This window comes from Bradyrhizobium sp. CFUWI, from assembly GCF_056429085.1.
The window spans coordinates 16954-42139 of sequence record NZ_JBWJZE010000016.1 but is presented as its reverse complement, the minus strand read 5'-3'; the positions used below and the strand labels follow the sequence as shown (position 1 = coordinate 42139).

Annotated in this window: 21 protein-coding genes; 11 read left to right on the top strand and 10 right to left on the bottom strand. The window is 64.4% G+C overall.

Annotation, left to right across the window (positions count from 1 at the left end; genetic code table 11):
* Positions 1 to 83: 83 nt before the first annotated feature.
* The gene (locus AC066S_RS28705; RefSeq protein ID WP_126256865.1) at positions 84 to 1787 is read left to right on the top strand and encodes a diguanylate cyclase domain-containing protein; all 1704 of its coding nucleotides are present in this window, start codon (positions 84 to 86) and stop codon (positions 1785 to 1787) included.
* Positions 1788 to 1854: 67 nt separating this feature from the next.
* On the opposite strand, the gene AC066S_RS28700 is transcribed toward AC066S_RS28705, so the two are convergent.
* Positions 1855 to 2901 carry a GGDEF domain-containing protein gene (locus AC066S_RS28700; RefSeq protein WP_478271198.1) on the bottom strand — a complete coding sequence of 349 codons (1047 nt, stop codon included), beginning with the start codon at positions 2899 to 2901 and terminating at the stop codon, positions 1855 to 1857.
* A 188-nt stretch (positions 2902 to 3089) separates the two neighbouring features.
* On the opposite strand from AC066S_RS28700, the gene leuS reads away from it, so the two are divergent.
* From leuS to holA, 3 genes are all read left to right on the top strand, one after another.
* The gene (leuS, locus tag AC066S_RS28695; protein ID WP_478271197.1) at positions 3090 to 5714 is read left to right on the top strand and encodes a leucine--tRNA ligase; all 2625 of its coding nucleotides are present in this window, start codon (positions 3090 to 3092) and stop codon (positions 5712 to 5714) included.
* Positions 5701 to 6252, top strand: a complete 552-nt coding sequence (gene lptE, locus AC066S_RS28690; RefSeq protein WP_478271196.1) for an LPS assembly lipoprotein LptE — start codon at positions 5701 to 5703, stop codon at positions 6250 to 6252. The genes leuS and lptE overlap by 14 nt, the downstream gene beginning before the upstream one ends.
* Positions 6253 to 6374: 122 nt before the next feature.
* A complete protein-coding gene (holA, locus tag AC066S_RS28685; protein ID WP_135170137.1) occupies positions 6375 to 7403 on the top strand; it encodes a DNA polymerase III subunit delta in 1029 nt (342 codons plus the stop codon).
* A gap of 340 nt (positions 7404 to 7743) precedes the next feature.
* Here holA and AC066S_RS28680 read toward each other — a convergent pair whose 3' ends face one another.
* The 7 genes from AC066S_RS28680 to hemJ form a co-directional block, all read right to left on the bottom strand.
* Positions 7744 to 8631, bottom strand: a complete 888-nt coding sequence (locus tag AC066S_RS28680) for a ParB/RepB/Spo0J family partition protein (RefSeq protein WP_164718507.1) — start codon at positions 8629 to 8631, stop codon at positions 7744 to 7746.
* A gap of 149 nt (positions 8632 to 8780) precedes the next feature.
* On the bottom strand, positions 8781 to 9647 hold the full coding sequence (locus AC066S_RS28675; RefSeq protein WP_135165703.1) for a ParA family protein: 867 nt from the start codon (positions 9645 to 9647) through the stop codon (positions 8781 to 8783).
* 30 nt (positions 9648 to 9677) lie between these two features.
* Positions 9678 to 10319: a 16S rRNA (guanine(527)-N(7))-methyltransferase RsmG gene (rsmG, locus tag AC066S_RS28670; protein WP_478271267.1), complete on the bottom strand. Its 642-nt coding sequence runs from the start codon at positions 10317 to 10319 to the stop codon at positions 9678 to 9680.
* 160 nt (positions 10320 to 10479) lie between these two features.
* A complete protein-coding gene (gene mnmG, locus AC066S_RS28665; RefSeq protein WP_478271195.1) occupies positions 10480 to 12360 on the bottom strand; it encodes a tRNA uridine-5-carboxymethylaminomethyl(34) synthesis enzyme MnmG in 1881 nt (626 codons plus the stop codon).
* 746 nt (positions 12361 to 13106) lie between these two features.
* Entirely contained in the window at positions 13107 to 14465 is a 1359-nt protein-coding gene (mnmE, locus tag AC066S_RS28660) for a tRNA uridine-5-carboxymethylaminomethyl(34) synthesis GTPase MnmE (RefSeq protein ID WP_478271194.1), read from the bottom strand.
* A 325-nt stretch (positions 14466 to 14790) separates the two neighbouring features.
* Positions 14791 to 16056, bottom strand: coding sequence for a transcription termination factor Rho (gene rho, locus AC066S_RS28655; RefSeq protein WP_028133442.1), 1266 nt, complete (start codon positions 16054 to 16056; stop codon positions 14791 to 14793).
* A gap of 249 nt (positions 16057 to 16305) precedes the next feature.
* Positions 16306 to 16740: a protoporphyrinogen oxidase HemJ gene (gene hemJ, locus AC066S_RS28650; RefSeq protein WP_135170132.1), complete on the bottom strand. Its 435-nt coding sequence runs from the start codon at positions 16738 to 16740 to the stop codon at positions 16306 to 16308.
* A 458-nt stretch (positions 16741 to 17198) separates the two neighbouring features.
* Here hemJ and AC066S_RS28645 point away from each other — a divergent pair, with 458 nt between their 5' ends.
* From AC066S_RS28645 to dnaQ, 4 genes are read left to right on the top strand one after another with little or no spacing between them, the layout of a single operon-like run.
* Positions 17199 to 18038: a pyruvate, water dikinase regulatory protein gene (locus tag AC066S_RS28645; RefSeq protein WP_126256874.1), complete on the top strand. Its 840-nt coding sequence runs from the start codon at positions 17199 to 17201 to the stop codon at positions 18036 to 18038.
* 8 nt (positions 18039 to 18046) lie between these two features.
* Positions 18047 to 18655, top strand: a complete 609-nt coding sequence (locus AC066S_RS28640; RefSeq protein WP_478271193.1) for a Maf family nucleotide pyrophosphatase — start codon at positions 18047 to 18049, stop codon at positions 18653 to 18655.
* Positions 18656 to 18678: 23 nt separating this feature from the next.
* Positions 18679 to 19278, top strand: a complete 600-nt coding sequence (coaE, locus tag AC066S_RS28635) for a dephospho-CoA kinase (protein ID WP_478271192.1) — start codon at positions 18679 to 18681, stop codon at positions 19276 to 19278.
* Positions 19279 to 19334: 56 nt separating this feature from the next.
* Positions 19335 to 20063: a DNA polymerase III subunit epsilon gene (dnaQ, locus tag AC066S_RS28630; protein ID WP_126256876.1), complete on the top strand. Its 729-nt coding sequence runs from the start codon at positions 19335 to 19337 to the stop codon at positions 20061 to 20063.
* On the opposite strand, the gene secB is transcribed toward dnaQ, so the two are convergent.
* On the bottom strand, positions 20060 to 20551 hold the full coding sequence (gene secB, locus AC066S_RS28625; RefSeq protein ID WP_028133448.1) for a protein-export chaperone SecB: 492 nt from the start codon (positions 20549 to 20551) through the stop codon (positions 20060 to 20062). The two genes, dnaQ and secB, sit on opposite strands and share 4 nt — an antisense overlap.
* A gap of 414 nt (positions 20552 to 20965) precedes the next feature.
* On the opposite strand from secB, the gene AC066S_RS28620 reads away from it, so the two are divergent.
* Genes AC066S_RS28620 through AC066S_RS28610 form a run of 3 tightly spaced genes read left to right on the top strand, consistent with a single transcriptional unit; the run spans position 20966 to position 23779 of the window.
* Positions 20966 to 21673, top strand: a complete 708-nt coding sequence (locus tag AC066S_RS28620) for a Tim44/TimA family putative adaptor protein (RefSeq protein WP_126256877.1) — start codon at positions 20966 to 20968, stop codon at positions 21671 to 21673.
* On the top strand, positions 21651 to 23192 hold the full coding sequence (gene mltA, locus AC066S_RS28615) for a murein transglycosylase A (RefSeq protein WP_478271191.1): 1542 nt from the start codon (positions 21651 to 21653) through the stop codon (positions 23190 to 23192). The genes AC066S_RS28620 and mltA overlap by 23 nt, the downstream gene beginning before the upstream one ends.
* On the top strand, positions 23189 to 23779 hold the full coding sequence (locus AC066S_RS28610; RefSeq protein ID WP_478271190.1) for a Smr/MutS family protein: 591 nt from the start codon (positions 23189 to 23191) through the stop codon (positions 23777 to 23779). Before mltA ends, AC066S_RS28610 begins: the two co-directional genes overlap by 4 nt.
* A gap of 142 nt (positions 23780 to 23921) precedes the next feature.
* Here AC066S_RS28610 and AC066S_RS28605 read toward each other — a convergent pair whose 3' ends face one another.
* The gene (locus AC066S_RS28605; protein WP_478271189.1) at positions 23922 to 25046 is read right to left on the bottom strand and encodes a hypothetical protein; all 1125 of its coding nucleotides are present in this window, start codon (positions 25044 to 25046) and stop codon (positions 23922 to 23924) included.
* Positions 25047 to 25186 lie beyond the last annotated feature (140 nt).

The window sequence follows — 25186 nt, the reverse complement described above, 5'->3', positions numbered from 1 at the left end:
CGAGGTAAGTCTAATTTTACCGAGTTCAAGAAAGAGTTTTTGAACCCTTCGCTTTACCTTGCCCTGCGGGGTGGGTAACGAAGATGGCAAGCATAAGTCTCAACCGCAAGCGGGCGAAACTCAAGCAGGTTCTCGGAATCCGGGCGCGGCTGGCGCTGCTTGCGGTGATTCTGGTGGCGCCCTTGATGTTCGAGCGTATCCGCTCGCTCGAGGACACCCGCGCGCGGCAGATCGCGCAGGCCACGGCCGAATTCACCACCATCGCAAGACATAGCGCCGATGCGCAACGCGAGGTGATCTCGTCGGTCGAGACCATCCTGAAAGCGGAAGCTTTCATCCGCGCCTCCGCCGGCGGCGTCACCAAGAGCTGCGACGTGCTGCGCGCGAGCCTGCCGTCGAACCTGCCCTGGATCCGCACGCTCTTGATCGCGGGCCAGGACGGACGCATCCAATGCGCCACCAACAACATGTATGTCGGCCTCGACCTCAGCGACCGGCCCTATTTTCAGCAGGCCCAGGAGAGCGGCCGCTTCGTGCTGAGCGATTTCATCCTGTCGCGCCCGGCACCGACGCCGACCGTGATGGCGGTTTACCCGGTGTCCGCGTTCAGCGGCGTCGCCGACGCCGTCGTGCTCGCCACGGTCAACCTCGACTGGATGTCGAAGGTGATGAGCAATCTGGGCGGTCGCGCCGGTATCACCGCCGTGCTGGTCGACAGCGCAGGCACCGTGCTGGCCGCACCGGCCGATCAGCACAGCTCGATCGGTCGTCCCCTCGACAGCATGCCGCTGATGGCGGCCATCGCCGACCGGGCGCTGCGGTCGGACCAGGACGAGGGCTCACTGTCTTTCCTCGCCGCCGACGGCTCGCGCCGCGCGGTCAGCTACATCCGTATCGCCGGCACCAATGCCCGCCTGATTGCCAGCATCGACGAAGACAAGGTGTCGGCGGCGGTCAGCCGCGACATCCGCACCGCCTATCTCCAGCTCGCTTTCGTCGTCGTGTTCGTCCTGCTCGGCGCGCTGATCGCTGCCGAGAAGCTCGTCATCAAGCCGATCGAGATGCTCGTCGACATGGCCAAGCGCCTCGGCGAGGGCGATCTGTCGGCCCGCGCCGCGCGCAATCGCCTGCCGGCCGAGTTCGTGCCGCTGGCCCGCGCCTTCAACGCGATGGCCGCGCAACTGAGCCAGCGCGAACGCGAGCTGATCGCGAGCAACGACCGGCTGACGGTGATGGCCTCGATCGACATGCTGTCCGGCCTCGCCAACCGCCGCGGCTTCCAGAGCCGGCTCGACTTCGAATGGATGCGCGCGCAGCAATATGGCAGCGACCTCGCGCTTCTGATGATCGACGTCGACCATTTCAAGCTGTTCAACGACACCTATGGTCATCTCGAAGGCGATTCCTGCCTGACCAGGCTCGGCGAATCGCTGTCCGGCATCGCCGCCGACACGATGGGCTTTGCGGCACGCTATGGCGGCGAGGAATTCTGCCTGTTGCTGCCGAACACCGATGTGGCTCGCGCCGTGAAGATCGGCGAACAGGTGCGCGCGACGGTGCTGAAGCTGTGTCTGCCGCACATCACCTCGGCCCATATGATCGTCACCGTCTCGATCGGCGTTGCCGCGACAAAGCCCAACGAAAGTCTGCGTCCCGGCGACCTGATCGAAGCCGCCGACGCCGCGCTCTACGCCGCCAAACACCGCGGCCGCAACAATGTCGTCGAGCACGGCATCCAGGCGATCGAGAGCGGCGCCGCGGATATGATGATGGCGGCCAGCGCCTAGCGGGCTGTTGCTTCACCTCGCCCCGCTCGCGGGGAGAGGGAGCGCACCGTCATCGTCTCGCCCGAACCTAGCCCGCAGCTTGCGCGCGATCGAGCTCGGTCTCCGTCACGACGCGATTGCGGCCGCCGCCCTTGGCGAGATAGAGCGCGCGGTCGCAGCGCTCGATGAGATCGGTGATCGCTTCGCCGGGCCGGTACTGCGCTACGCCGATCGACACGCTGATGTTGGGCAGGATCTCGCCGGTCGAGCGGCGCGTGATCGTGCATTCGGCAAGCGCGCGCCTGATGCGCTCGGCGATCTCGGCGCAACAGGCGAGATCGGCGGCCGGCAACACCGCGATCAGCTCCTCGCCGCCATAACGGGCCGGCAGATCCTGAGGGCGAACCTTCTCGCGCAACACCTTGGCCATCAGGCGCAGCACCTGGTCGCCGACGCCGTGGCCGAAATTGTCGTTGAAGGATTTGAAGTGGTCGATGTCGAGCATCAGCACGCTGAGCGGCTCGCCCCAATCCGCGGTCGCCTGCGCCTTGCGCAGGAATTCGTCGAGCGCCCGCCGGTTTGCAAGGCCTGTCAGCGTGTCGGTCCGGGCGCGCTCCTCGGACCTCGTGAGCGAATCCCTGATGACGTCGAGCTCGCGGGTCTTCTCCGCAAAGCCTGCCTCGAGCTGGGTCGCCTTCGTGGCGGCCCGGGCCAGCTCGTTCATGAGCTGGGCGACCAGCGCCTTCGGATCGACGCCAGCCTTGCCCTGGTCCGCCACCGCGCTGATGACCCGCATCTGCGAATGGTTGTCAGCGATCGCGGTCGCCAGAAATTCCCTCGCCGTACCCATGAGCGCATGCAGCCGCTCGGAGGTGTCGACGGCGGTGGCGCTCACCTGGGGTGCGACATAGGTCTCGAACAGGTCCTGATTGGTTCTGGCGTCAAAGGGACGATTGTGGTCGATCAAAAGATCGATCGCGTTGCGCAGATCGTCATGGCTGCCCGCGAAATATTGGTACCAGACCGCAAAATTGGTCGGGGTCGGCGCGATCCGCTGTTCGGCCATGCTGCGCATCGCCCGTCCGGCGATGGAGGCGGCATAGTCGTAGTCGGGATCGTCGAAGCTCGAATCCATCGCGGTCGTCCTGTCGGGCCGCAACATGGCATCGAGCCCTTAATCGCGCCCCAACATCGATCCTCGTAGTTATGCGGAGGCCGACGGTCATGGTTCCAAATCGCGGCAACCCATTGACCCCTTGAGGACTTCTATGGCCTAGTCCGCCGTCTTGAGACGGCCGGACCCACAAAAACCCCAACGATTCCATGACCTCCGAACGCTATAACGCCCGCGACGCCGAACCGCGCTGGCAACGCCTCTGGGACGAGCAGGCGATCTTCGTCTCCAAGAACGATGATTCGCGGCCGAAATATTATGTGCTCGAGATGTTCCCCTACCCGTCCGGGCGCATCCATATCGGCCATGTCCGGAATTACACGCTCGGCGACGTATTGGCCCGCTTCATGCGCGCCAAGGGGTTCAACGTGCTGCACCCGATGGGGTGGGACGCCTTCGGCCTGCCGGCCGAGAATGCCGCGATCGAGCGCAAGGTCGCGCCCAAGGCCTGGACCTACGACAACATCGCCGCGATGAAGAAGCAGCTCCGCTCGATCGGGCTGTCGCTGGACTGGTCCAGAGAGATCGCGACCTGCGATCCCTCCTATTACAAGCACCAGCAGAAGATGTTCCTGGACTTCCTGCGCGAAGGTCTCGCCGAGCGCGAGAAGCGCAAGGTGAACTGGGATCCCGTCGACATGACCGTGCTCGCCAACGAGCAGGTGATCGACGGCCGCGGCTGGCGTTCGGGCGCTGTCGTCGAGCAGCGCGAGATGAATCAGTGGGTCTTCAAGATCACGAAGTACTCGCAGGAGCTGTTGTCGGCGCTGGATACGCTGGACCGCTGGCCGGACAAGGTGCGGCTGATGCAGCGCAACTGGATCGGCCGCTCCGAAGGCCTGCTGATCCGCTTCGCGCTGGATGCGGCGACGACGCCGGCCGGCGAGAGCGAGCTGAAGATCTTTACGACGCGCCCGGACACGCTGTTCGGAGCGAAATTCATGGCGATCTCGGCCGATCATCCGCTGGCACAGGCCGCAGCCGCGAAGAACCCCGAGCTTGCCGCGTTCATTGCCGAGATCAAGAAGATCGGCACCGCGCAGGAGATCATCGACACCGCGGAGAAGCAGGGCTTCGACACCGGCATCCGCGCGGTGCATCCGTTCGATCCCTCCTGGAAGCTGCCGGTCTATGTCGCCAATTTCGTGCTGATGGAATACGGCACCGGCGCGATCTTCGGCTGCCCCGCGCACGACCAGCGCGACCTCGACTTCGTCAACAAGTACGGTCTCGGCAACACGCCCGTGGTTTGTCCGGAGGGCCAGGACCCGAAGTCGTTCGTCATCACCGACACCGCCTATGACGGCGACGGCCGCATGATCAATTCGCGCTTCCTCGACGGCATGACCATCGAGCAGGCCAAGGACGAGGTGGCGAAGCGCCTCGAGACCGAGCTGCGCGGCAACGCGCCGGTCGGCGAGCGGCAGGTCAATTTCCGCCTGCGCGACTGGGGCATTTCGCGGCAGCGCTATTGGGGCTGCCCGATTCCCGTCATCCATTGCCCGAAATGCGACGTGGTGCCGGTGCCGGATGCCGACCTGCCGGTGAAGCTGCCTGACGACGCGACCTTCGACCGGCCGGGCAACGCGCTCGACCATCATCCGACCTGGAAGCACGTCACCTGCCCCAAATGCGGAGGCAAGGCCCAGCGCGAAACCGACACCATGGACACCTTCGTGGATTCGTCCTGGTATTTTGCGCGCTTCACCGATCCCTGGAACGAGAACGCGCCGACCACGCCCGCGGTCGCCAACCGGATGCTCCCGGTCGACCAGTATATCGGCGGCGTCGAGCACGCCATCCTGCATCTGCTCTACAGCCGCTTCTTCACCCGCGCGATGAAGGCGACCGGGCACATCGCGCTGGACGAGCCGTTCGCCGGCATGTTCACGCAAGGCATGGTGGTGCACGAGACCTACCAGAAGGCCGACGGTACCTATGTGCAGCCGGCCGACGTGAAGGTCGAGGTTGGCGGCAATGGGCGCCGCGCGACGCTGCTCGGCACAGGCGAGGACATCACGATCGGCCCGATCGAGAAGATGTCGAAGTCGAAGAAGAACACGGTCGACCCCGACGACATCATCGAGACCTACGGCGCCGACGTCGCCCGCTGGTTCATGCTGTCGGACTCCCCGCCCGATCGCGACGTGATCTGGAGCGACGAGCGCGTCCAGGGCGCCTCGCGCTTCGTGCAGCGACTGTGGCGGCTGGTGAACGATTCCGTCGAGCTCGGCAAGGGCGCGCCGACGGCCCGGCCGGCCAGCTTCGGCCCGGATGCCACCCTCTTGCGCAAGGCCGCCCATGGTGCGCTGGACAAGGTGACCACCGGGATCGAGCGGCTGCACTTCAACGTCTGCCTCGCCCATATCCGCGAATTCACCAATAGCTTCTCGGAGATCCTGCAGCGCCCCGGCCAGCCGTCCGCTGACCTGGCCTGGGCGATCCGGGAAGCCGGCCAGATCCTGGTGCAGCTGTTCTCCCCGATGATGCCGCACCTCGCCGAGGAGTGCTGGCAGGTTCTGGGCCAGAGCGGGCTGGTTTCCGAGGCCAATTGGCCCCAAATCGAACGCGATTTGCTGGTTGAAGACAGCGTGACCCTGGTGGTCCAGGTCAATGGCAAGAAGCGGGGTGAGGTCACAGTTGCAACAGCGGCCCAGAATCCGGAAATCGAGGCTGCCGTTTTGGCACTCGATGCGGTAAAGCTGGCGCTGGACGGCAAGCCCGTCCGCAAGGTGATCATCGTCCCCAAGAGGATCGTAAATGTTGTCGGGTAGGATCCGCATCGCAGCCCGCTTGCTGGCGGTCGCCGCCCTGGCCGCGTTGACGGCCGGCTGCTTCCAGCCGATGTATGCCGAACGAAACGACGGCACTCCCGGCCTGCGCGAGAAGCTGATGGGCGTCGAGCTGCCCCCGATCAGCAAGCCCAATGCCTCCCGCGAGGCCCGCGTCGGCGTCGAGATCCGCAACGCGCTTGCTTTCAAACTTTACGGCTCGGCGACGGGCATGCCGCCGACCCACCGGCTGGACATCCGCTTCACCTCCAGCCGCTCCTCACTGATCGTCAGCACCGCGACGGGACTGCCGACCAGCGAAAATCTCGGCATCGACGCCCAATACAATCTGATCGACGTGGTGACCGGCAAGTCCGTCATGACCGGCTCGACTTTCTCGCGCGTGTCCTATGACATGCCGGGATCCTATCAGCGCTTCTCCCGCACCCGCGCCGTGCGCGATGCGGAGGACCGTGCCGCCAACGAGATTGCCGAGAACATCACGACCCGGCTCGCCTCGTTCTTTACCGCGGGGACGTAAACACTCCCTGGGGCGCCCGCAGGGCGAACTATGGTACGCAATTGCGCACCTGAGAATCTCGATCCAAAATCTCCGGATTCCGGGTTCGCGCGCCGCGCACCCCGGAATGACGATGGGGCCCGATGGTCGCGCTGCGCGGAAAAGAGATCGACGCCTTCCTCGCCCGCCCCGATGCGGGCCGTCCGATCATCCTGCTCTACGGTCCCGATGCCGGCCTCGTGCGCGAGCGTGCCGATGCGTTGATCGCTTCCAGCGTCGATGATCCCAACGATCCGTTCTCGCTGGTCAGGCTCGACGGCGACGAGCTTTCCGCCGAACCCTCGCGCCTCGTCGACGAGGCGATGACGGTGCCGCTGTTCGGCGGCCGCCGCGCCATTCGCGTTCGCGCCGGCTCGCGCAGCTTTGCCGGCGGAATCGAGACGTTGGCCGAGATGAACGTGAAGGATTGCCGCATCGTGATCGAGGCCGGCGAGCTCCGCCCGGAATCGCCGCTGCGCAAGGCCTGCGAGCGCGCCAAGACGGCTGTGGCGATCGGGTGCTATCCCGACACCGAGCGCGATCTCGCCAGGCTGATGGACGACGAGCTGCGGATCGCCAACCTGCGTATCGCGCAGGACGCCCGCGCGGCGCTGATGTCGTTCCTCGGCGGCGACCGCCAGGCCTCGCGCAACGAGCTGCGCAAGCTGACGCTCTACGCCCACGGCAAAGGCGAGGTCACGCTGGACGACGTGATGGCCGTGGTTGCCGACGCCTCCGAGCTGAAGCTCGACCCGATCGTCGACGGCGCCTTCGCCGGGCGGCCCGACATCGTCGAGACCGAGTTCGCAAAAGCCATGATCGCGGGCACCTATCCCGGCGTGATCATCTCCGCCGCGCAGCGCCAGGCTGCGTGGCTGCACAAATCCGCGCTCGCCATCGCCGACGGCCAGCCCGCCTCCGCCGTGCTCGATGGCGGCTTCCCGCGGCTGCATTTCTCACGAAAGCCCGCGGTCGAAACCGCGCTGCGCAATTTCAGCGTGGCGAAGCTCGCCGCCGTCATCGAGCAGCTCGCGACCGCGGCGCTCGACACCCGCAAGCAATCGATGCTCGCCGCCGCCATCGCCCAGCGCACGCTGATGGCGATCGCCGCGAACGCAAAGCGGCGGGGCTGAGCGCGGCCCTCTGCACGTCATTGCGAGCGCAACTCTTTCCACCCGTCATTGCGAGCGAAGCGAAGCAATCCAGAGTCTCGCCGCGGAAAGATTCTGGATTGCTTCGGCGCAACCGCTCCTCGCAATGATGTTGTGGCCGAGAGATGCGCGTCACAGAGGCGACGATAATTCCTCATCCTGAGGAGCGCGCTCCTGCGCGCGTCTCGAAGGATGAAGGCCCGTCTGTGGCTCCTCGCCCTTCGAGACGCCGCTTCGCGGCTCCTCAGGGTGAGGGAGATAGACTGGTTATGTTGCGCGACATTCCGGGTCTCGCATCGCGAGCCCGGAACGGCCAACGAAACTACAGCGCGCCCTTGGCCAGCCGCTTCATCACCTCGTCGAGCTGATCGAGGTTGCGGTAGTTGATCTGGACCGAGCCGCCGGGGTCGCGGTGATTGACGGTGACCTTGAGGCCGAGCGCATCGCTGACGCGCTTCTCCAGGTCGATCGTGTCGGGGTCCTTTTCCTTCCCTCCAGACGCGCGCGCCTTTTGCGGCTTGCGCTCCGGCACACCCTCTTCATGCGCGAGCGCTTCGGCCTGGCGGACATTGAGTCCCTCCTCGACGATGCGCTTGGCGGCGGCGAGCGGATCCGGCACGCCGATCAACGCGCGGGCGTGACCGGCCGTCAGCTCGCCGGTCGCGATGAAAGCCTGCACCTCCGCCGGCAGCTTGGTCAGCCGCATCATGTTGGCGACGTGGCTGCGGCTCTTGCCGACGACCTTTGCGATGTCGTCCTGGCTGCGTTTGAACTCGTTGGCGAGCGCGTGATAGCCCTGCGCCTCTTCCATCGGGTTGAGGTCCTCGCGCTGCACGTTCTCGACGATCGCGAACTCCAGCGCATCGCTGTCGCTGATGTCGACCGGAACGATCGGCACCTCGTGCAGACCGGCCATCTGCGAAGCGCGCCAGCGCCGCTCGCCGGCGATGATCTCGTAGCGGTCCTGTGCGCCTTTCACCGGACGCACCACGATCGGCTGGATCACGCCATGCTGCTTGATGGACTCGCTGAGCTCCTTCAGCTCGGCGTCCGAAAAGGTGCGGCGCGGATTGCGCGGATTGGCCTTGATGAATTCGATCGGCACCTTGCGCTGCGCGCGCGGACGATCGACATGCTGAGCCTCGCCGCCGACGTCGCCGATCAGGCTTGCAAGTCCCCGGCCCAGTCGCGAACGCGCTTCATCGGCCATCGCCAGCTCCCTTGGATTCACGGTGCAGCACTCCAGAACTGAATTGTCGTAAGTTGTAGGATGGGTAGAGCGCAGCGAAACCCATCGCTGTATGCGCTTTGGGTGATGGGTTTCGCTGCGCTCTACCCATCCTACGGATCAACGTCGCTTCAATGCGTCGTACGCAGCTCGCGCTCGCGCTGGATCACTTCGGTGGCGAGCCGCAAGTAAGCTTCGCTGCCGACGCATTTGAGATCGTAGACCAGCACCGGCTTACCGTAGGACGGCGCCTCCGAGATGCGCACGTTGCGCGGGATCATCGTCTTGTAGACCTTCTCGCCCATGAACTGCCGGACGTCGGCGACGACCTGGTTCGAGAGGTTGTTGCGGGAGTCGAACATGGTCAGCACGATGCCATGGATCGACAGGTTCGGATTCAGCGTCGAGCGCACCTGCTCCACGGTCTGCAGCAATTGCGACAGACCTTCCAGCGCGAAGAACTCGCACTGCAGCGGCACCAGGATCGCGTCGGAGGCCGCCATCGCGTTCACCGTGAGCAGGTTCAGCGAAGGCGGGCAGTCGATCAGCACATAGGTGTAGTCGGCATCCGGCGAGACGTTGTTGTTGAGCGCGCCGATGGCGTCGCGCAGCTTGAAGGCGCGGCCAGGCGTGGTGCCGAGCTCGAGCTCGAGACCGGAGAGGTCCATGGTCGAGGGCGCGATATGCAGCCGCGGCACCGCGGTCGAGACCACGGCCTCGCGCAAGGCGGCTTCGCCGATCAGCACGTCATAGGTCGAGCAGGAGCGGTTGCGGCGGTCGATGCCGAGGCCGGTCGAGGCGTTGCCCTGGGGATCGAGATCGACGATCAGGACGCGTTCACCGATCGCCGCGAGCGCCGTGCCCAGGTTGATCGCTGTGGTTGTTTTTCCCACGCCGCCCTTTTGATTCGCCAGCGCCAGGATGCGCGGGTGGCCATGCGGCACCTCCGCGGTCGGTTCTTGCGTCTTGTCTTGCTGCGGCTCGTCAATCACGGTCATCGAAATTTCCCCACTCAACCCCTGAGCGCCTCAGCTGCGCCTTTCGGCGGCATTGAGCTCCACGATCCAGCCGTCACCCGTCCGGCTCTGGTGCAGCTGAGGCTCAATATTCCAATATTTAGCGGCTTCGGTCAATTCAGCCTCTACATCTTGGCCCTTAAGGAACAGCGCCTTCGCGCCTTGGCGCACCAGCGGCTCCGCAAAGCCGATGAGTTGGTGTAGCGGAGCCAACGCACGCGCGGTCACGCAATCGACGGGGCCGGTGATTCTATCCACATTATCCCCGATCTCAGCGAGATGTACGACTCCCGGCGATGAGGTGATGCGAATTGCTTCGCGCAGGAAGGCCGCCTTCTTGGCGATCCGCTCGACGAGATGGACGCTGGCACCCGGCATCCCCGCCATGGTGCAGGCCAGGACGACGCCGGGAAACCCGCCGCCGCTGCCGAGATCGGCCCAGCGTCTTGCCGTGGGCGCGAGATCGACCAGCTGGAGCGAGTCGGCGATGTGCCGGGTCCAAAGGTGCGGCAAGGTCGAGGGCGCAACCAGATTGGTCTTGGCCTGCCACTCCCGCAGCAGCGCGATGTAGCGGTCGAGCCGCGCTTCCGTTTCATGTGAAACGGGAGCGAGCTTCAGTGCCGCGGCCTTGTCGGCGGCGATGACGGAATCCAGCGCCTGATCGTTGGCGCGGGCTTTGTCGATTTTCGGATTGGCCGGCGCGTCGTCCCGACCCGCGCCGGCACCTGTTCCGGGTCGTCGTGATAGCGGTCTGTCCCCGCCCGGTCCGCGCTGTTTCACGTGAAACGCCTATGCGATGGCTTATGCGATTGCCTTATGCAATTGCCTTGGAGCTCTTCCGTGCCTCACGCCGGAGATAGGCCGCGAGGATGCCGAGCGCAGCCGGTGTCATGCCGTCGATCCGGCCGGCCTGGCCGACCGTGAACGGCCGCGCCTTCTCCAGCTTGGCCCGCACTTCGTTGGAGAGACCGGGGACAAGGCTGTAATCGACCTCCGACAGCACCATCCCTTCGTCGCGCCGGAAGGCCTCGACGTCGGCACTTTGCCGCTCGAGATAGACATCGTACTTGGCGTCGATCTCGAGATGGGTCGCGATCACGGGATCGATCCGCGCCAGCTCCGGCCAGATCGCCCGGACTTGGCTCCAGCCGATGTCCGGATAGGCCATCAGCTCGAAGGCCGACCGGCGCTGGCCGTCCCGGTTCAGGGACAATCCGTGCTTGATGGCCTCGTTTGGGGTGATCGTCAGCGACTTCGAGAGCGTCCGGGCCGCATTCAGGGCGTCCATCTTGGCGCGGTGGTGCAAGGTCCGGGCGCTTCCAACGCAGCCCAAGGCGATGCCCTTCTCGGTCAGACGCTGATCCGCATTGTCAGCCCGCAGCGTAAGCCGATATTCGGCCCGCGAGGTGAACATCCGATACGGCTCGCTGATCCCGCGGGTGACGAGATCGTCGATCATCACACCGAGATAGCCGTCGGCGCGGTCGAACACCGTCAGTGCCGCCCCGCTCGCAGCAAGCGCCGCGTTCAGGCCTGCGACGATGCCCTGCCCGGCGGCCTCTTCGTATCCGGTGGTGCCGTTGATCTGCCCGGCCAGGAACAGACCGCGCAGACGCTTGGTCTGCAGGGTCGGATCGAGCTCGCGGGGATCGATGTGGTCATACTCGATGGCATAGCCCGGACGGACCATCTTCACCCGTTCCAGGCCAGGGATGCTGGCGAGGATCGCGAGCTGGACCTCCTCGGGGAGCGAGGTCGAGATGCCGTTGGGATAGACCGTGCTGTCGTCGAGCCCTTCCGGTTCCAGGAAGATCTGGTGGCCATCGCGGTCGCCGAAGCGGACGATCTTGTCCTCGATCGACGGGCAATAGCGCGGCCCGGAGCTCTTGATCTGGCCGGAGTACATCGGCGAGCGGTGGACATTGGCCCGGATCACCTCGTGGGTTGCCGCGGTGGTCCGGGTGATCCCGCACTGGATCTGCGGGGTCGTGATCCGCTCGGTCATGACCGAGAATGGCTCCGGCGGCTCGTCTCCGGGCTGCATCTCGACCGCGGACCAGTCGATCGTGGTGCCGTCCAGACGCGGCGGGGTGCCCGTCTTGAGCCGTCCCAAGGTGAAGCCGACACGCTCAAACGACGAGGAAAGGCCCATCGCCGGGGCCTCACCGACACGGCCGGCGGGCCAATTATTCTCGCCGAGATGAATGAGGCCGCGGAGGAAGGTGCCGGTGGTGACCACCACGGCCCCTGCCCGAAGCTCGCGGCCATCGGCCAGACGCAGACCCGTGACCCGGCCCTCGGCTACGATCAGCTCATCAGCCTCGCCTTCAATGACCGAAAGGCCCTCGGTCTCGCGGATCGCGGCCTGCATGGCCGCGGCATAGAGCTTTCGATCGGCCTGAGCCCGGGGACCACGGACCGCCGGACCTTTGCGACGATTGAGCACGCGAAACTGGATGCCGCCGGCATCGCCGACCCGGCCCATCAGACCGTCAAGCGCATCGACCTCACGAACCAGATGGCCCTTGCCGAGACCGCCGATAGCGGGATTGCAGGACATGGCGCCCACGGTCGAGAAGCGGTGCGTGACCAGGGCGGTCGTTGCGCCCCTCCGCGCGGACGCCGCCGCGGCTTCACAGCCGGCGTGGCCACCGCCAATCACGATGACGTCGAAGCTCTCTCGCTCGGTTCGCATGGGCGGACTTCTAGCTCACAGGCGGGAAAGCCGGAAGTGGAAACTGGGAGGCAACGTGTTTCACGTGAAACGACGGAGAGGTGAAACTGATTTCGCGAAAACAACCCCATGCACAGTAGAATGGGCATTGTTGCGACTGTGGTTTTGAAGGCGGAGAAACCGCAAGTCCGGCTGTGTTTCACGTGAAACAAGCTCGGCGGCCTCGGGACAGACAGCCACGGATGTGGGTCAGGCGGCGTGACTTTAGCCCATCTTCCGTCCTGGGCGTTGGACCGGCGTAATCCCGCCGGCCGGCACTGAGCGAAGAGGTCACATTTGGTCGGATCCGATGGGGGCCAATCCACCTTCCCTCACGCAGCGAACGCACTCCAGATTCTTTCGCTCGTGTCTCGGACAAGCAGCAACGCGCGCGTTGCTGCGCAGAGCCGGGATCCAGGAGCTCCGAACGCCTGCGACCTTGGGCCCCGCTCAGCAGCGCACCGTCGAAGAGACGCTGCGCTGCGTCCGGGGCACATGGGGGAGAGAAGAGAGCAGCCGCCGGCCGTCCGCTCCTGTTTCACGTGAAACATGTGTGCCGTAGGAAGTCAGGGAGAAAGGGCTCGTGCGATCGGTCCCGCAGTCTGCACCTCGTTTGTCCGCGGGGACGGCTCTTGGAACCAGCCGTTTCACGTGAAACACGAACTCACCGTTTCACGTGAAATACCAAGAAATGGAACAAGTCCTAGTTCTACAATGAAGAACTAGATCTACTTTCCGATGCAGAACTTCTGGAAGATCGCCCCGAGGACGTCCTCGACGTCCACCCGGCCCAGCAGCCGGCCGAGCGCATAAGCGGCGGCCCGCAATTCCTCGGCAGCCAGCTCCTCGCCCTCTTCTACAAGCTCAAGGCTCCGGCGCAAGCTGTCCAAGGCCCGGCTCAACAGCTCGCGCTGGCGCGCCCGGGTCACCATGGCGCCCTCGCTGGCTCCGAAGAACTCGGCCGCGAATTCGACGAGGGCCTGGACCAGATCGGGGATGCCGTCGCCTTCCCGCGCCGAGATCGCAAACTCGCCGCGCGCCGCAGCGCCCCCGGCCCTGCCCAGATCGATCTTGTTGCGGATGATCCAGACCGGGCCGCTGGACCGCTGCGCATCCATCCCGGAATTCCGAAGCAACCGCATCGTCTCGGGATCGACGGCCTGCCCGGACTCGACCAGCCACAACACCAGGTCGGCATCCTCGGCCCGCGCCCGCGCCCGGCGCACGCCCTCCTGCTCGACCGGATCGTCGGTCTCGCGGATGCCGGCCGTGTCGATGATCGTGACGGGATAGCCGTCGAGGTCGAGCTGGACCTCGATCACGTCGCGCGTCGTGCCGGCATGCGGCGAGACGATCGCGACCTCGCGGCGTGCAAGCTGGTTCATCAGCGTCGACTTGCCGACATTCGGCTCGCCCGCGATCGCAACCACCAGCCCGTCGCGCAGGCGTTCGGAATGTCCCTGTGCCGCAAGGACATTTGCAATTTCGTCGTGCAGCGCTTGGATCGCTTCGACGGCCGGCGCCATCAATTCGGCCGGTACATCGCCCTCGTCGGAGAAATCGATGCCGGCTTCGATCAGCGCCGACGCCTCGATAATCCGCTCGCGCCAGTCGCGCGCGCGGTCGCCGAGCAGGCCCTGCAACTGCCGCAGCGCCTGGCGCCGCTGCCGGTCGGTGTCGGCGTGAATGAGATCGTCGAGACCCTCGGCCTCCGTGAGGTCGAGCTTGCCGTTCTCGAACGCCCGCCGCGTGAACTCACCCGGTTCGGCCGCGCGTGTATTCCGAATAACCGAAATTGAGGCAAGGAGCGCCGCCAGCACCGCGCGGCCGCCATGGACGTGAAATTCGGCGATGTCCTCCCCGGTCGCGCTGGCCGGTCCTGGAAACCAGAGCACGACCGCATCGTCGATCGGCTGGCCCGCCCCGTCACGGAGCAGCCGGCGGCTGGCCAGCCGTGGGGCCGGCAGCTTGCCGGCAAACGTTGTCAGCACGGGGCCGGCCTGCGAGCCCGACACACGCACCACAGCTATCGCGCTCGGCGCCCGACCGGACGACAATGCAAAGATGGTCTGGTCTCGCGGATGCATGGCCTATTTGTCCAGCTGCCGATCAAAAGGCAAATGTCCGCTCGGGCGGCGGACAGCAGGGTTTGCTGCACCGTCTGCCGCAGCAAGCCCTTTTATTGCAACGCAACATACCAGGGAATTTTGCTGCAATTACTCCCGGGCGCTATCCACGTGGGCAGCGGGCCGTCACCTATTACGTAAGCAAGATCAACACATTAAGTGGGACCTCCGCCCCGGCCTCACCTCGCATTTCATGCTGCGCATCCGCTGCAACAAACCTGCACAATAAATAAAAAGGGCGCCCGCAGGCGCCCTCTGAACTTAAGCAGCTTATGCTGCACCGCACTCAGGTATTCATGGAGTCGAAGAACTCCGAATTGCTCTTGGTCGAGCGCAGCTTGTCGAGCAGGAAGTCGATCGCGTCCATCGTGCCCATCGGATTGAGGATGCGGCGGAGCACGTACATCTTCTTGAGCACCTGCGGATCGGTGATGAGCTCTTCCTTGCGGGTGCCGGAGCGCGAGATGTCGATCGCCGGGAAGGTGCGCTTGTCCGAGACCTTGCGGTCCAGGATCAGCTCCGAGTTACCGGTGCCCTTGAACTCTTCGAAGATGACTTCGTCCATGCGGCTGCCGGTATCGACCAGGGCGGTCGCGATGATGGTCAGCGAGCCGCCCTCCTCGATGTTGCGGGCGGCACCGAAGAAGCGCTTGGGGCGCTGCAGCGCGTTGGCGTCGACACCGCCGGTCAGCACCTTGCCTGAGGACGGCACCACGGTGTTGTAGGCGCGGCCGAGACGGGTGATCGAATCAAGCAGGATCACGACGTCGCGGCCATGCTCGACCAGGCGCTTTGCTTTTTCGATCACCATCTCGGCGACCTGGACGTGGCGCACCGCCGGCTCGTCGAAGGTCGACGACACGACCTCGCCCTTCACCGAGCGCTGCATGTCCGTGACTTCTTCCGGACGCTCGTCGATCAACAGCACGATCAGATAGCACTCGGGATGATTGTGCGTGATCGAGTGCGCGATGTTCTGCATCAGCACGGTCTTACCCGTGCGCGGCGGCGCCACGATCAAGGCGCGCTGGCCCTTGCCGATGGGAGCGACGATGTCGATCACCCGTGCAGAAAGGTCTTTCCGCGTCGGGTCGTCGATTTCCATGCGGAAGCGCTGATTCGGAAACAGCGGCGTGAGGTTGTCGAAATTGACCTTGTGCTTGGCCTTTTCCGGATCCTCGAAATTGAGCGTGTTGACCTTCAGCAGCGCGAAATAGCGCTCGCCCTCTTTCGGGCTGCGGATGTGGCCTTCGATGGTGTCGCCGGTGCGCAGGCCGAAACGGCGGATCTGCGACGGCGAAACGTAGATGTCGTCCGGGCCCGGCAGATAATTCGCATCGGGCGAGCGGAGAAAGCCGAAGCCGTCGGAGAGAACCTCGACGACGCCCTCGCCGACGATGTCGGTTTCGGCAAGCGCAAGTTGCTTGAGGATGGCGAACAGCAGCTCCTGCTTGCGCATCGTGCTGGCGTTCTCGACCCCATGCTCTTCCGCGAACGAGACGAGCTCGGCCGGCGTCTTCGACTTGAGGTCCTGAAGTTTAATTTCCCGCATTGGGGTGGTCCTGTGGGGTAACCTTGGAAGGGGGGTGCGAGGAGGCTCTGAAATGCGGACGTGAGAAGATAAGGTCCGCAGGTCTGGCAAGGTTAAGTGCCGGTGAGGCTTCAAACCTGATGCGGTGTCCGGCCTCTGGAAAGCTCAGACACAACCACATCCGCCTGCGTTGGGTGGGATGTCGCCAATATAGAAAATCGCTTCCTGCTCTGCAAGCCGAAGCGCTGGGCTTATCGTCACGGGCCTTGCCTAGAACGGCTTCACGATCACCATGATGACGATGAAAATCATCAGAACGGTCGGCACCTCATTGATAATGCGATAGAATTTCTGGGTGCGCGGGCGCCGGTCGGCGGCGAAATCCTTCAGCCAGCGGGAAAAAAAGCCGTGGACCGCAGACATCACCAGGACCAATGCCAGTTTTACGTGCAGCCAGCCGAATGAGAACCAATGGCCGGACCAGGCGAGATAGAGCCCGGCGAGCCAGGTGACGGTCATGGCAGGGTTGATGATGGCCTTGAGGAGCCGGCGTTCCATCACCTTGAACGTTTCCGACTGCTTCGAGCCGATCTCGGCCTCGGAATGATAGACGAATAGTCGCGGCAGATAGAGCATGCCGGCCATCCAGGCGATGACGGCGATCACGTGCAGCGCCTTGATCCAGAGATAGACGTCTTCGAACATTTTCGCGGGTCCGGCCTTCTGCGCAGTGAAGGGAACTGGGGATAGTAAGAACTCGTTAAGGTCTCACCGTGCACACATATCCGTCCGTAGCGCCTTCCTCAAATCTAGAATCTTAGATTCTTAAGGTTTGAGTCTATGTGACCGTGGATTGGACTCATGCAATTCCATCCGCGAGTTCGTGCGCGCTTGTTCACATCCATCCACATATCCCGATAAGGTCTGCCGACTTCCGATAAGTCAGCCGGCTGCAAAGACTTGCGCGATTCTGTCGGCAGCTTATCAAGGCGGTTGTCCGCGCAATCCCGTTTCCGGCCCGACCGGGCGGCAAACTTGTTCTGAGGGGCAGCGGTGTGAATAAAATTGGCACTTGTCCCGCCCCCGGTGTCGCGCAACCCTTTCCGAGGGGTTAAGCTCCACAGAAATCCACAATCCACACCGCCCTCATACAAAGAGTTTTTGTGCCGACCTCGAACAATTATTTCCATCTGCACCTCGTCTCCGACTCCACCGGCGAAACGCTGATCACCGTGGCGCGCGCGGTTGCGGCCCAATACGCCAACGTCACGCCGGTCGAGCATGTCTATCCGCTGGTGCGCAGCCAGAAGCAGCTGGACCGCGTGCTCGACGAGATCGAGGAAGCCCCGGGAATCGTGCTGTTCACGCTGCTGGAGAAGGATCTGGTCTCCAGGCTCGAGGACAAGTGCAAGGAGATCAACGTTCCGAGCCTGTCGATCATCGGCCCGGTGATGCAGCTGTTCGAAGCCTATCTCGGGGCTGCGACCACGGGCCGCGTCGGCGCCCAGCACGTCCTCAACGCGGAATATTTCAAGCGCATCGACGCGCTGAACTACACCATGATCCACGACGACGGCCAGCATGTCGAAGGCCTCAACGACGCCGACGTCGTTCTGGTTGGCGTCTCCCGCACTTCGAAAACGCCGACCTCGATCTATCTCGCCAATCGCGGCATCCGCACCGCCAACGTGCCGCTGGTTCCGGGCATCCCGGTGCCCTCGCAATTGGAGACGCTGACGCGGCCGCTGGTCGTCAGCCTGCACGCGACGCCGGAACGCCTGATCCAGATTCGTCAGAATCGCCTGCTCTCGATGGGAGCGGAGTCCGGCAGCGAAACCTACACCGACAAGCAATCGGTCACCGAGGAGGTCGCGTTTGCGCGCAAGCTCAGCGCCAAGCACGATTGGCCGCTGCTGGACGTCACGCGCCGCTCGATCGAGGAAACCGCGGCAGCGATCATGAAGCTCTACAGCGATCGCCAACGCAACCGGCCTTCCGAATAGGTGTCGCGATGGGGCTGTGGCTCGGCACATCTCCGTTGATCCTGGCCTCGCAGAGCAGCGCGCGTAAAATGCTGCTGGCCAATGCCGGGCTGGAGTTCAAGGCTGTTACCGCCGATATCGACGAACGCGGTATTCAAGCAGCCTCGAAGCTTTCAAATCCGCGCGAGATCGCTCTAAAGCTCGCGCGCGAAAAGGCCAAGGCGGTCTGCGCCCGTCATCCCGGGAGCTACGTGATCGGCGCCGATCAGACCCTGGCTCTTGGCAGCCGCCTCTTCAACAAGCCCGCCGGCCGCGACCAGGCATTGGCGCAATTGCGCGACCTCGCCGGCAACAGCCATGAGCTGAATTCCGCGGTCGCTATGGCGCATGACGGCAAGATTGTTTTCGAAGACGTCTCGATTGCCCGCATGACCATGCGTGCGATGACCGAGGCGGAGCTATTGGCCTATCTCGACGCCGCCGGCGACGCCGTCACGACCAGCGTCGGCGCCTATCAGCTCGAGGGGCTGGGCGTTCATCTGTTCGAGCGCATCGAGGGCGACCATTTCACCATTCTCGGCCTGCCGCTACTGCCGCTTCTTGCGTTCCTGCGGCGTGAGCGGCTAGTTGCGGTCTGACTGACGGAGATGGCTGCACGCTGATGCGGATCCTGGGACTGACCGGCTCGATCGGGATGGGAAAATCCACCACCGCGAAACTGTTCGCGGAGGCCGGTGTGCCCGTCTACGATGCCGATGCCGCGGTGCATCAGCTCTATGAAGGCGAGGCAGCGCCCGCGATCGAGGCTGCCTTTCCCGGCACCACCGTGAACGGCAAGGTGGACAGGTCAAAGCTGTCGGCGCGCGTCGTGCATGATCCCGCCGCGATCAAGCAGCTCGAGCAGATCGTGCATCCGATGCTCGGCGCCTCCCGGCAAAAATTCTTCGTCGAGGCCGAGGCAGCCAAGGCGCCGGTCGTGGTGCTCGACATCCCGCTGCTGTTCGAGACCGGCGGCGAGAAACGGGTCGACGCCGTGGTCGTGGTGTCGACTTCGCCGGAACTCCAGCGCGAGCGGGTGCTGGCGCGGGGCACGATGGACGAAGCCAAGCTCGATGCCATCATCGCCAAGCAGACGCCTGATGCCGAGAAGCGCAAGCGGGCCGATTTCGTGGTGGATACCTCGCACGGACTTGAGCCGGTGCGGGCGCAAATCGCGCAGATCCTGGCCGAGGTCGTTAAGATGCCGCAGCGGCGAACCTGATTCGCCGCCTCATAACGGCTCTCACGACACTGATCTCAAGAGACTGATCTCAAGACATGCGCGAAATCGTCCTCGACACCGAAACCACCGGCCTCGATCCGCTTCGCGGCGATCGCCTGGTCGAAATCGGCTGCGTCGAGATCCTCAACCGCATGCCGACGGGCCAGACCTATCACGTCTATATCAATCCTGAGCGGGACATGCCGGCGGAAGCCTTCGCGGTGCACGGGCTGTCGGCCGAATTCCTGTCGACCAAGCCGCTGTTCCACGAGGTCGTCGATGGGTTCCTGGAGTTCATCGGCGACGACCCGCTGGTGATCCACAACGCCTCGTTCGATATCAGCTTCATCAATGCCGAGCTCGACCGGATCAAGCGCGCAGCGATCCCGCGGGAGCGGCTGGTCGATACGTTGCTGCTGGCGCGGCGCAAGCATCCGGGTGTGTCGAACCGGCTCGACGATCTCTGCTCGCGCTATGCGATCGACAATTCGCACCGCACCAAGCACGGCGCGCTGCTGGACGCCGAGCTGCTGGCCGAGGTCTATGTCGACCTGGTCGGAGCCCGGCAGTCGCAGCTGCTTCTGGCGTCGGAGAGGGAAGAGATTCGCGTCAACGCGGCGGGCGATACGCCGCGGCGGCAGCGCCTGGCGCCGCTCGCGCCGCGGGTTTCGGATGCCGAAAGAGAGGCCCATCGGGCCTTCATCGCAACGATGGGTGAAAAGGCGATCTGGAACGAGTATCTCGCCGCTCCAGTCGCCTCTCCGGCCGGTTCAGCTTTGATTTAGGCCTGGCCGGTCTGGCCACCGCCCTGGGCGGCCATTTGCCGCTCCATGTTCTGGCGATATAGACCGACGAAGTCGACCGGATCCAGCATCAGGGGCGGGAACCCGCCGTCGCGCACCGCGGTCGCGATGATCTCGCGCGCGAACGGGAAGAGCAGGCGCGGACACTCGATCATGACCAGCGGATGCAGATTCTCCTTCGGCACGTTGGCGATGCGGAACACGCCGGCATAGGCGAGCTCAAACGAGAACATGATCTTGCCGGCAGTATCGGCCTTGCCCTCGACCGACAGCGTCACCTCGAATTCCTGCTCGCTGAGATTGTTGGCGCTGACGTTGATCTGGATGTTGATCTGGGGCGGCTGGCTCTGCTGCTGGAGCGAGCCCGGCGCGTTCGGATTTTCGAACGACAGGTCCTTGGTATATTGCGCCAGCACGTTGAGCTGGGGAGCCTGGGCCGCCTCGGGAGGGGTGCCGTTACCGTTGGTCATGAGAGTCTCTCCTTACCCGATTGGGGCTGAATTTCGCGGCGGTTGGCTAACATAGGGCCGCCTCGTTCCACAAGGACGAACGGTCCCGGGGGCGGGGATTCGGTCCGCGCCGACACCTTTGACGGTCACCCTGCCTTTTCCGTAAAATTGCGCCTTAAACGATTGAAGATACGCGATTTCCGGGCAGGATCGGGTTTCCCCTTAAGCATAAAACGCGCTACACTCGGTGCTGTGCCAAAAGGCGCCATTGGCCCGGCAAGATTTCGTGCCTACATCCCAAGGACCTGATGTGGACCTAAATTGGCGATGTAGACTTGCCGTTCCCGTAGGGAACGGTCTACTGGCCGGATTGATTTTCCCGGCGACGACCCCGAAAGCGAAGACCCAGAGCAAAGACCAGAAAGCGAATCTGACGTGGACATCTACACCATTATCTTCCTGGCGCTGGCGGTCTTCATCTTTCTGCGGCTGCGCAGCGTGCTTGGGCAGCGAACCGGCAACGAACGGCCGCCGTTCGATCGGACCGCCGCCCGCAATGCGCTGGGGGGTGCCCAGGACAACAACGTTGTGACCATGCCGGGCAAGGTGATCGACCAGGCACCTCTGGCGCCGTCGGCCGACCCGACCCCGCCCTCCGACCGCTGGAAGGGCTTGGCCGAGCCCGGCACCGCGCTGGCGCAGGGCCTGGACGCCATCGTCGACAAGGAGTCCACGTTCGACCCGCGTCATTTCATCTCGGGCGCCCGCGGCGCCTACGAGATGATCGTGCTGGCCTTTGCCAATGGCGACCGCCGTGCGCTGCGCGACCTGCTGTCGTCGGAGGTCTACGAAAGCTTCGACGCCGCGATCAAGGAGCGCGAGAAGAACGAGCAGAAGACCGAGACCCGCTTCGTCTCGATCGACAAGGCCGAGCTCGTCGGCGCCGAGCTGCGCGATCGTACCGCCCAGCTCACGATCCGTTTCGTCTCGCAGATGATCTCGGCCACCCGCGACAAGGCCGGCAACATCGTCGACGGCAGCGCCGACACGGTCGCCGACATCACCGACATCTGGACTTTCGCCCGCGACGTCACCTCTCGCGATCCGAACTGGAAGCTGGTTGGCACCGGAAGCGCGAATTAAGATCTTTCTGAAGACCAGCGCGACCGCGCTTTGCGCAGGCGCCGTCGCGCTGTCATCGTTTTCGCTCGGCGCCGAGGCGGCGCGGCGCCACTATCGCAACCATCACCATCATCATCCGCCGCAATTGCCTGCCGCGCCATTGCGGGCCTTGCCCTACCCGCAGGTCCCCCTGCCGTTCGACATTCCCGGCGCGCAATATTTGCCGCTCTCCTGGGCTGACGTGAAGGGTTGGGGCGACGACAATCACCTCGCCGCTTACAAGACGTTCCGTGCCAGCTGCCGCTCGATCAACGCGCAGAACGGATCGGCTGAACCCAAGGCGCTCGGCGGCTCGCTGAGCGAGCCTTGCCGGGTCGCCAGATCGCTCGAGATCAGCGACGACGCCAAGGCCAAAACCTTCTTCGAGGAGAATTTCGCGCCGCTGCGCATTTCGCGCCTCGGCGAGCCCGATGGTTTCGTCACCGGCTATTATGAGCCGGTGCTGGAGGGATCGCGCACACAGACCGACGTCTACAACGTTCCGGTCTACCGCCGTCCCTCAAATCTGTTCGTGCGCGGCTACAAGCAGGATTCGTTGAGCCTGCCCAACAAGGGCCCGGTCTATCGCAAGATCGGCCGCCGCAAGCTGGTGCCCTATTACGACCGCGGCGAGATCGAGGACGGCAAGATCGCCGGCCGCGGGCTGGAGATCGCCTGGCTGAAGGACCCGACCGATCTGTTGTTCGCGCAGATCCAGGGCTCGGCGCGGATCAAGTTCGACGACGGCAGCTCGGTCCGGCTGAATTACGACGCCTATAACGGCTATCCCTACACCGCCGTCGGGCGCATCCTGATCGAGCGCGGCATCATCCCGAAGGAGGAGATGTCGATGCAGAAGATCAGGGAATGGATGGCGCAGAATCCTGACGGCGCCAAGGAGCTGCGCCGCGCGAACCGCGCCTACATCTTCTTCCGCGAGGTCAACCTCTCCGACAAGGAGGAGGCGGTGGGCGCGCAAGGCATTCCCTTGACGGCGGGACGCTCGATTGCGGTCGACAAGTCGCTGCATGTCTATGGCACGCCGTTCTTCATCGAGGGCGAGCTGCCGATCGAATCCGAACGCGCAAAGACGCCGTTCCATCGGCTGATGATCGCGCAGGATACCGGCTCGGCCATCATCGGCCCCGCGCGCGCCGATCTGTTTTTCGGCGCGGGCCAGGAGGCGGGCCGGGTCTCCGGGCGGCTGCGCCATCCCATGCATTTTGTCATGCTGGTGCCGAAGGGCCTCGATCCCTCGGTTCGCGCCGCGCGCCTGCCGGTGCCTGATCCGCGTCCCTCGGAGAAGATCGCAAAGCTGTTTCCGCAAAGCGATCCGGGCAAGGGGACCGCGAAGCCGGCCGCTGTCGCCGGCGCAATGGACAACAAGAACGAAACCGTTGCCATCGCAGGTCCTGTCCCGCTGCCGGTGCCGCGCCCCGCGATGGAGCCTGCCTCGGAGCCGCAGCGGCCGGTGAAGAAACGTCCCCTTCGACAGCAATGAAGCGATCGTCCCGTCCGCCCGTGCTCGAGCCTCGCCCCTCGCCGCGCCGCCGCGCGCTGAGCGAGGAGGAGCGCGCGCTGTGGGATACGGTCGCCAAGCAGGTCAAGCCGCTGCGGAAGCAGCGCGCGGCGAAAGCGCATGCCGCTCCGCGCACCGAGCCTTTGCCCGCAGCATCCGTCTCGCGGCCTGCATCATCGCCACGGCCGATCGCCGCCGCGCCGGCACCACGTGCCGCAAAACCGGCCGTCCCGCCCTTGGCGCCGCTCGGCAAGCGCGAGCGGACAAAATTGTCGCGCGGCCGCAGTGAGATCGAGGCGCGGCTCGATCTGCACGGCATGACGCAGACGCGCGCCCATCGCGCGCTGACCGGCTTTCTGCACCGCGCCCATCACGACGGCCTGACCTTCGTGCTCGTCATCACCGGCAAGGGCCGCAGCGGCGGCGAAAGCGGCGTGCTGCGGCGCCAAGTGCCGGAATGGCTGAGCCTGCCGGAATTCCGCGCCTTCGTCGTCGGCTTCGAGACGGCGCATATCGGCCACGGCGGCGAGGGCGCGCTGTATGTGCGGATCAGGCGGGCGAGGGGTTAGCGATGCCGACGCGCCCGGGCGATGCGAAGCATCGTCCCGCGCGGCGGCTGAGGGCTCTCTCCTCTGCGGAGAAAGCCCTCTCCCCAACCCTCTCCCGCAAGCGGGAGAGGGAGCGCACCGCCGCTGCAGCTGCAAGCGAAGCTCAAAACGGCCGGATGATGCCGACGCGCGGGATCAGTGTGAGGACCAAGCCGAAGATGTTGGTGTTGCGATCCTCCGCCGGAATCAACTCCGTCTCCCGTGCCGCCGGCAGCATCTTCACGGCGTGCAGGATCAGGAACATGCAGACCGCCCAGTTCGAGATCCAGCGCGAATAGTCGAACACCATCGCGAACATCACGAGGTAGCCGAGGCTGACGCCAGCCAGCGCCGCGATCACCAGGCGGCGGTGCATCTCGCTGGCAAGCGCCCCGATCAGCTTGGCAAAATAGCGCCACAGCGGCGTGTGCAGCCAGATCAGCAGCGCGAACACGGGCACGCCGAGGATGTTGTGCGGCAGGCGGCCCCAGGTGTCCGAAATCTCCTTCGCCAGCGGCTGATACCAGATATAGGCGAATTGCAGGAGGTCGTTTCGGGACGGATCGGCCATTCGGCTCTTCAGATGCGCGACGAAATCCGCTTCCGGGATCGGCATCGTTCCCCAAAACTGCGCGGCAAGGAACAGCGCGGAGACGATGAGCAAGGCAACGATGCCGAAGGCGACATTGCTGCGATCGAGCCCGCAGGCGAGATAATGCCTGACCACGACGATGGTGAAGATCGTGGGCACGTACATCAGCAGATGAATGTGGTGGATCAGCACGAGGATGACCGCGAACAGCGCTGCCGTGGCGACGAACAGCAGCGAGCGCGCCGGCATCAGCAGCAGGACGAGCGCCAGCGCACAGCCGTAGATGTCGAAATGGCCGAGCGTGTGCATGAAGTTCTTCAGGAAGAACGGCGATCCCGCCATGAAGACGAACAGCGGCAGCGTCCTCGCGGTGAAGCCGAACGTTTTCTGAAAGAGTCTTGAAAACAGCGCTGATGTCACGAGCCATGTCACGCCGCCGAGCGCAAAGACCAGCCAGACCGGCACCTTGTCCGTGACCAGCACGACGATGGCTCCGATCAGTGCGCGCTTGATGAAGCCGAAATGGTAGTCGACCAGAAGGTGGATGTAGGGGACGTAAGGCGGCAGCAGGAGCTTGTGAATGAACACGCCGACGATAACCGCCGCGTTGATCGCGAGCAGCAGCCGCCAGGGATTTTGCCAGCTGTTAGCGGGCACGTGGCACCCGCCGCACGTCAACCTCCGCTGTCGTCCCGGGCAAGCCACCGGGTCCGCGCAAAGCGCGGCCCGATGACAGGCTCCGCGCGACCCGGGACCCATAACCACAGGAGGTCGTGTGTGCCGGGATTGGAGCCGCC

Coding starts and splice junctions, on each gene's coding strand:
- AC066S_RS28705 (WP_126256865.1), top strand. CDS start 84: ATGGCAAGCATAAGTCTCAACCGCAAGCGGGCGAAACTCAAGCAGGTT.
- AC066S_RS28700 (WP_478271198.1), bottom strand. CDS start 2,901: ATGGATTCGAGCTTCGACGATCCCGACTACGACTATGCCGCCTCCATC.
- leuS (WP_478271197.1), top strand. CDS start 3,090: ATGACCTCCGAACGCTATAACGCCCGCGACGCCGAACCGCGCTGGCAA.
- lptE (WP_478271196.1), top strand. CDS start 5,701: ATGTTGTCGGGTAGGATCCGCATCGCAGCCCGCTTGCTGGCGGTCGCC.
- holA (WP_135170137.1), top strand. CDS start 6,375: ATGGTCGCGCTGCGCGGAAAAGAGATCGACGCCTTCCTCGCCCGCCCC.
- AC066S_RS28680 (WP_164718507.1), bottom strand. CDS start 8,631: ATGGCCGATGAAGCGCGTTCGCGACTGGGCCGGGGACTTGCAAGCCTG.
- AC066S_RS28675 (WP_135165703.1), bottom strand. CDS start 9,647: ATGACCGTGATTGACGAGCCGCAGCAAGACAAGACGCAAGAACCGACC.
- mnmG (WP_478271195.1), bottom strand. CDS start 12,360: ATGCGAACCGAGCGAGAGAGCTTCGACGTCATCGTGATTGGCGGTGGC.
- mnmE (WP_478271194.1), bottom strand. CDS start 14,465: ATGCATCCGCGAGACCAGACCATCTTTGCATTGTCGTCCGGTCGGGCG.
- rho (WP_028133442.1), bottom strand. CDS start 16,056: ATGCGGGAAATTAAACTTCAGGACCTCAAGTCGAAGACGCCGGCCGAG.
- hemJ (WP_135170132.1), bottom strand. CDS start 16,740: ATGTTCGAAGACGTCTATCTCTGGATCAAGGCGCTGCACGTGATCGCC.
- AC066S_RS28640 (WP_478271193.1), top strand. CDS start 18,047: ATGGGGCTGTGGCTCGGCACATCTCCGTTGATCCTGGCCTCGCAGAGC.
- coaE (WP_478271192.1), top strand. CDS start 18,679: ATGCGGATCCTGGGACTGACCGGCTCGATCGGGATGGGAAAATCCACC.
- dnaQ (WP_126256876.1), top strand. CDS start 19,335: ATGCGCGAAATCGTCCTCGACACCGAAACCACCGGCCTCGATCCGCTT.
- secB (WP_028133448.1), bottom strand. CDS start 20,551: ATGACCAACGGTAACGGCACCCCTCCCGAGGCGGCCCAGGCTCCCCAG.
- AC066S_RS28610 (WP_478271190.1), top strand. CDS start 23,189: ATGAAGCGATCGTCCCGTCCGCCCGTGCTCGAGCCTCGCCCCTCGCCG.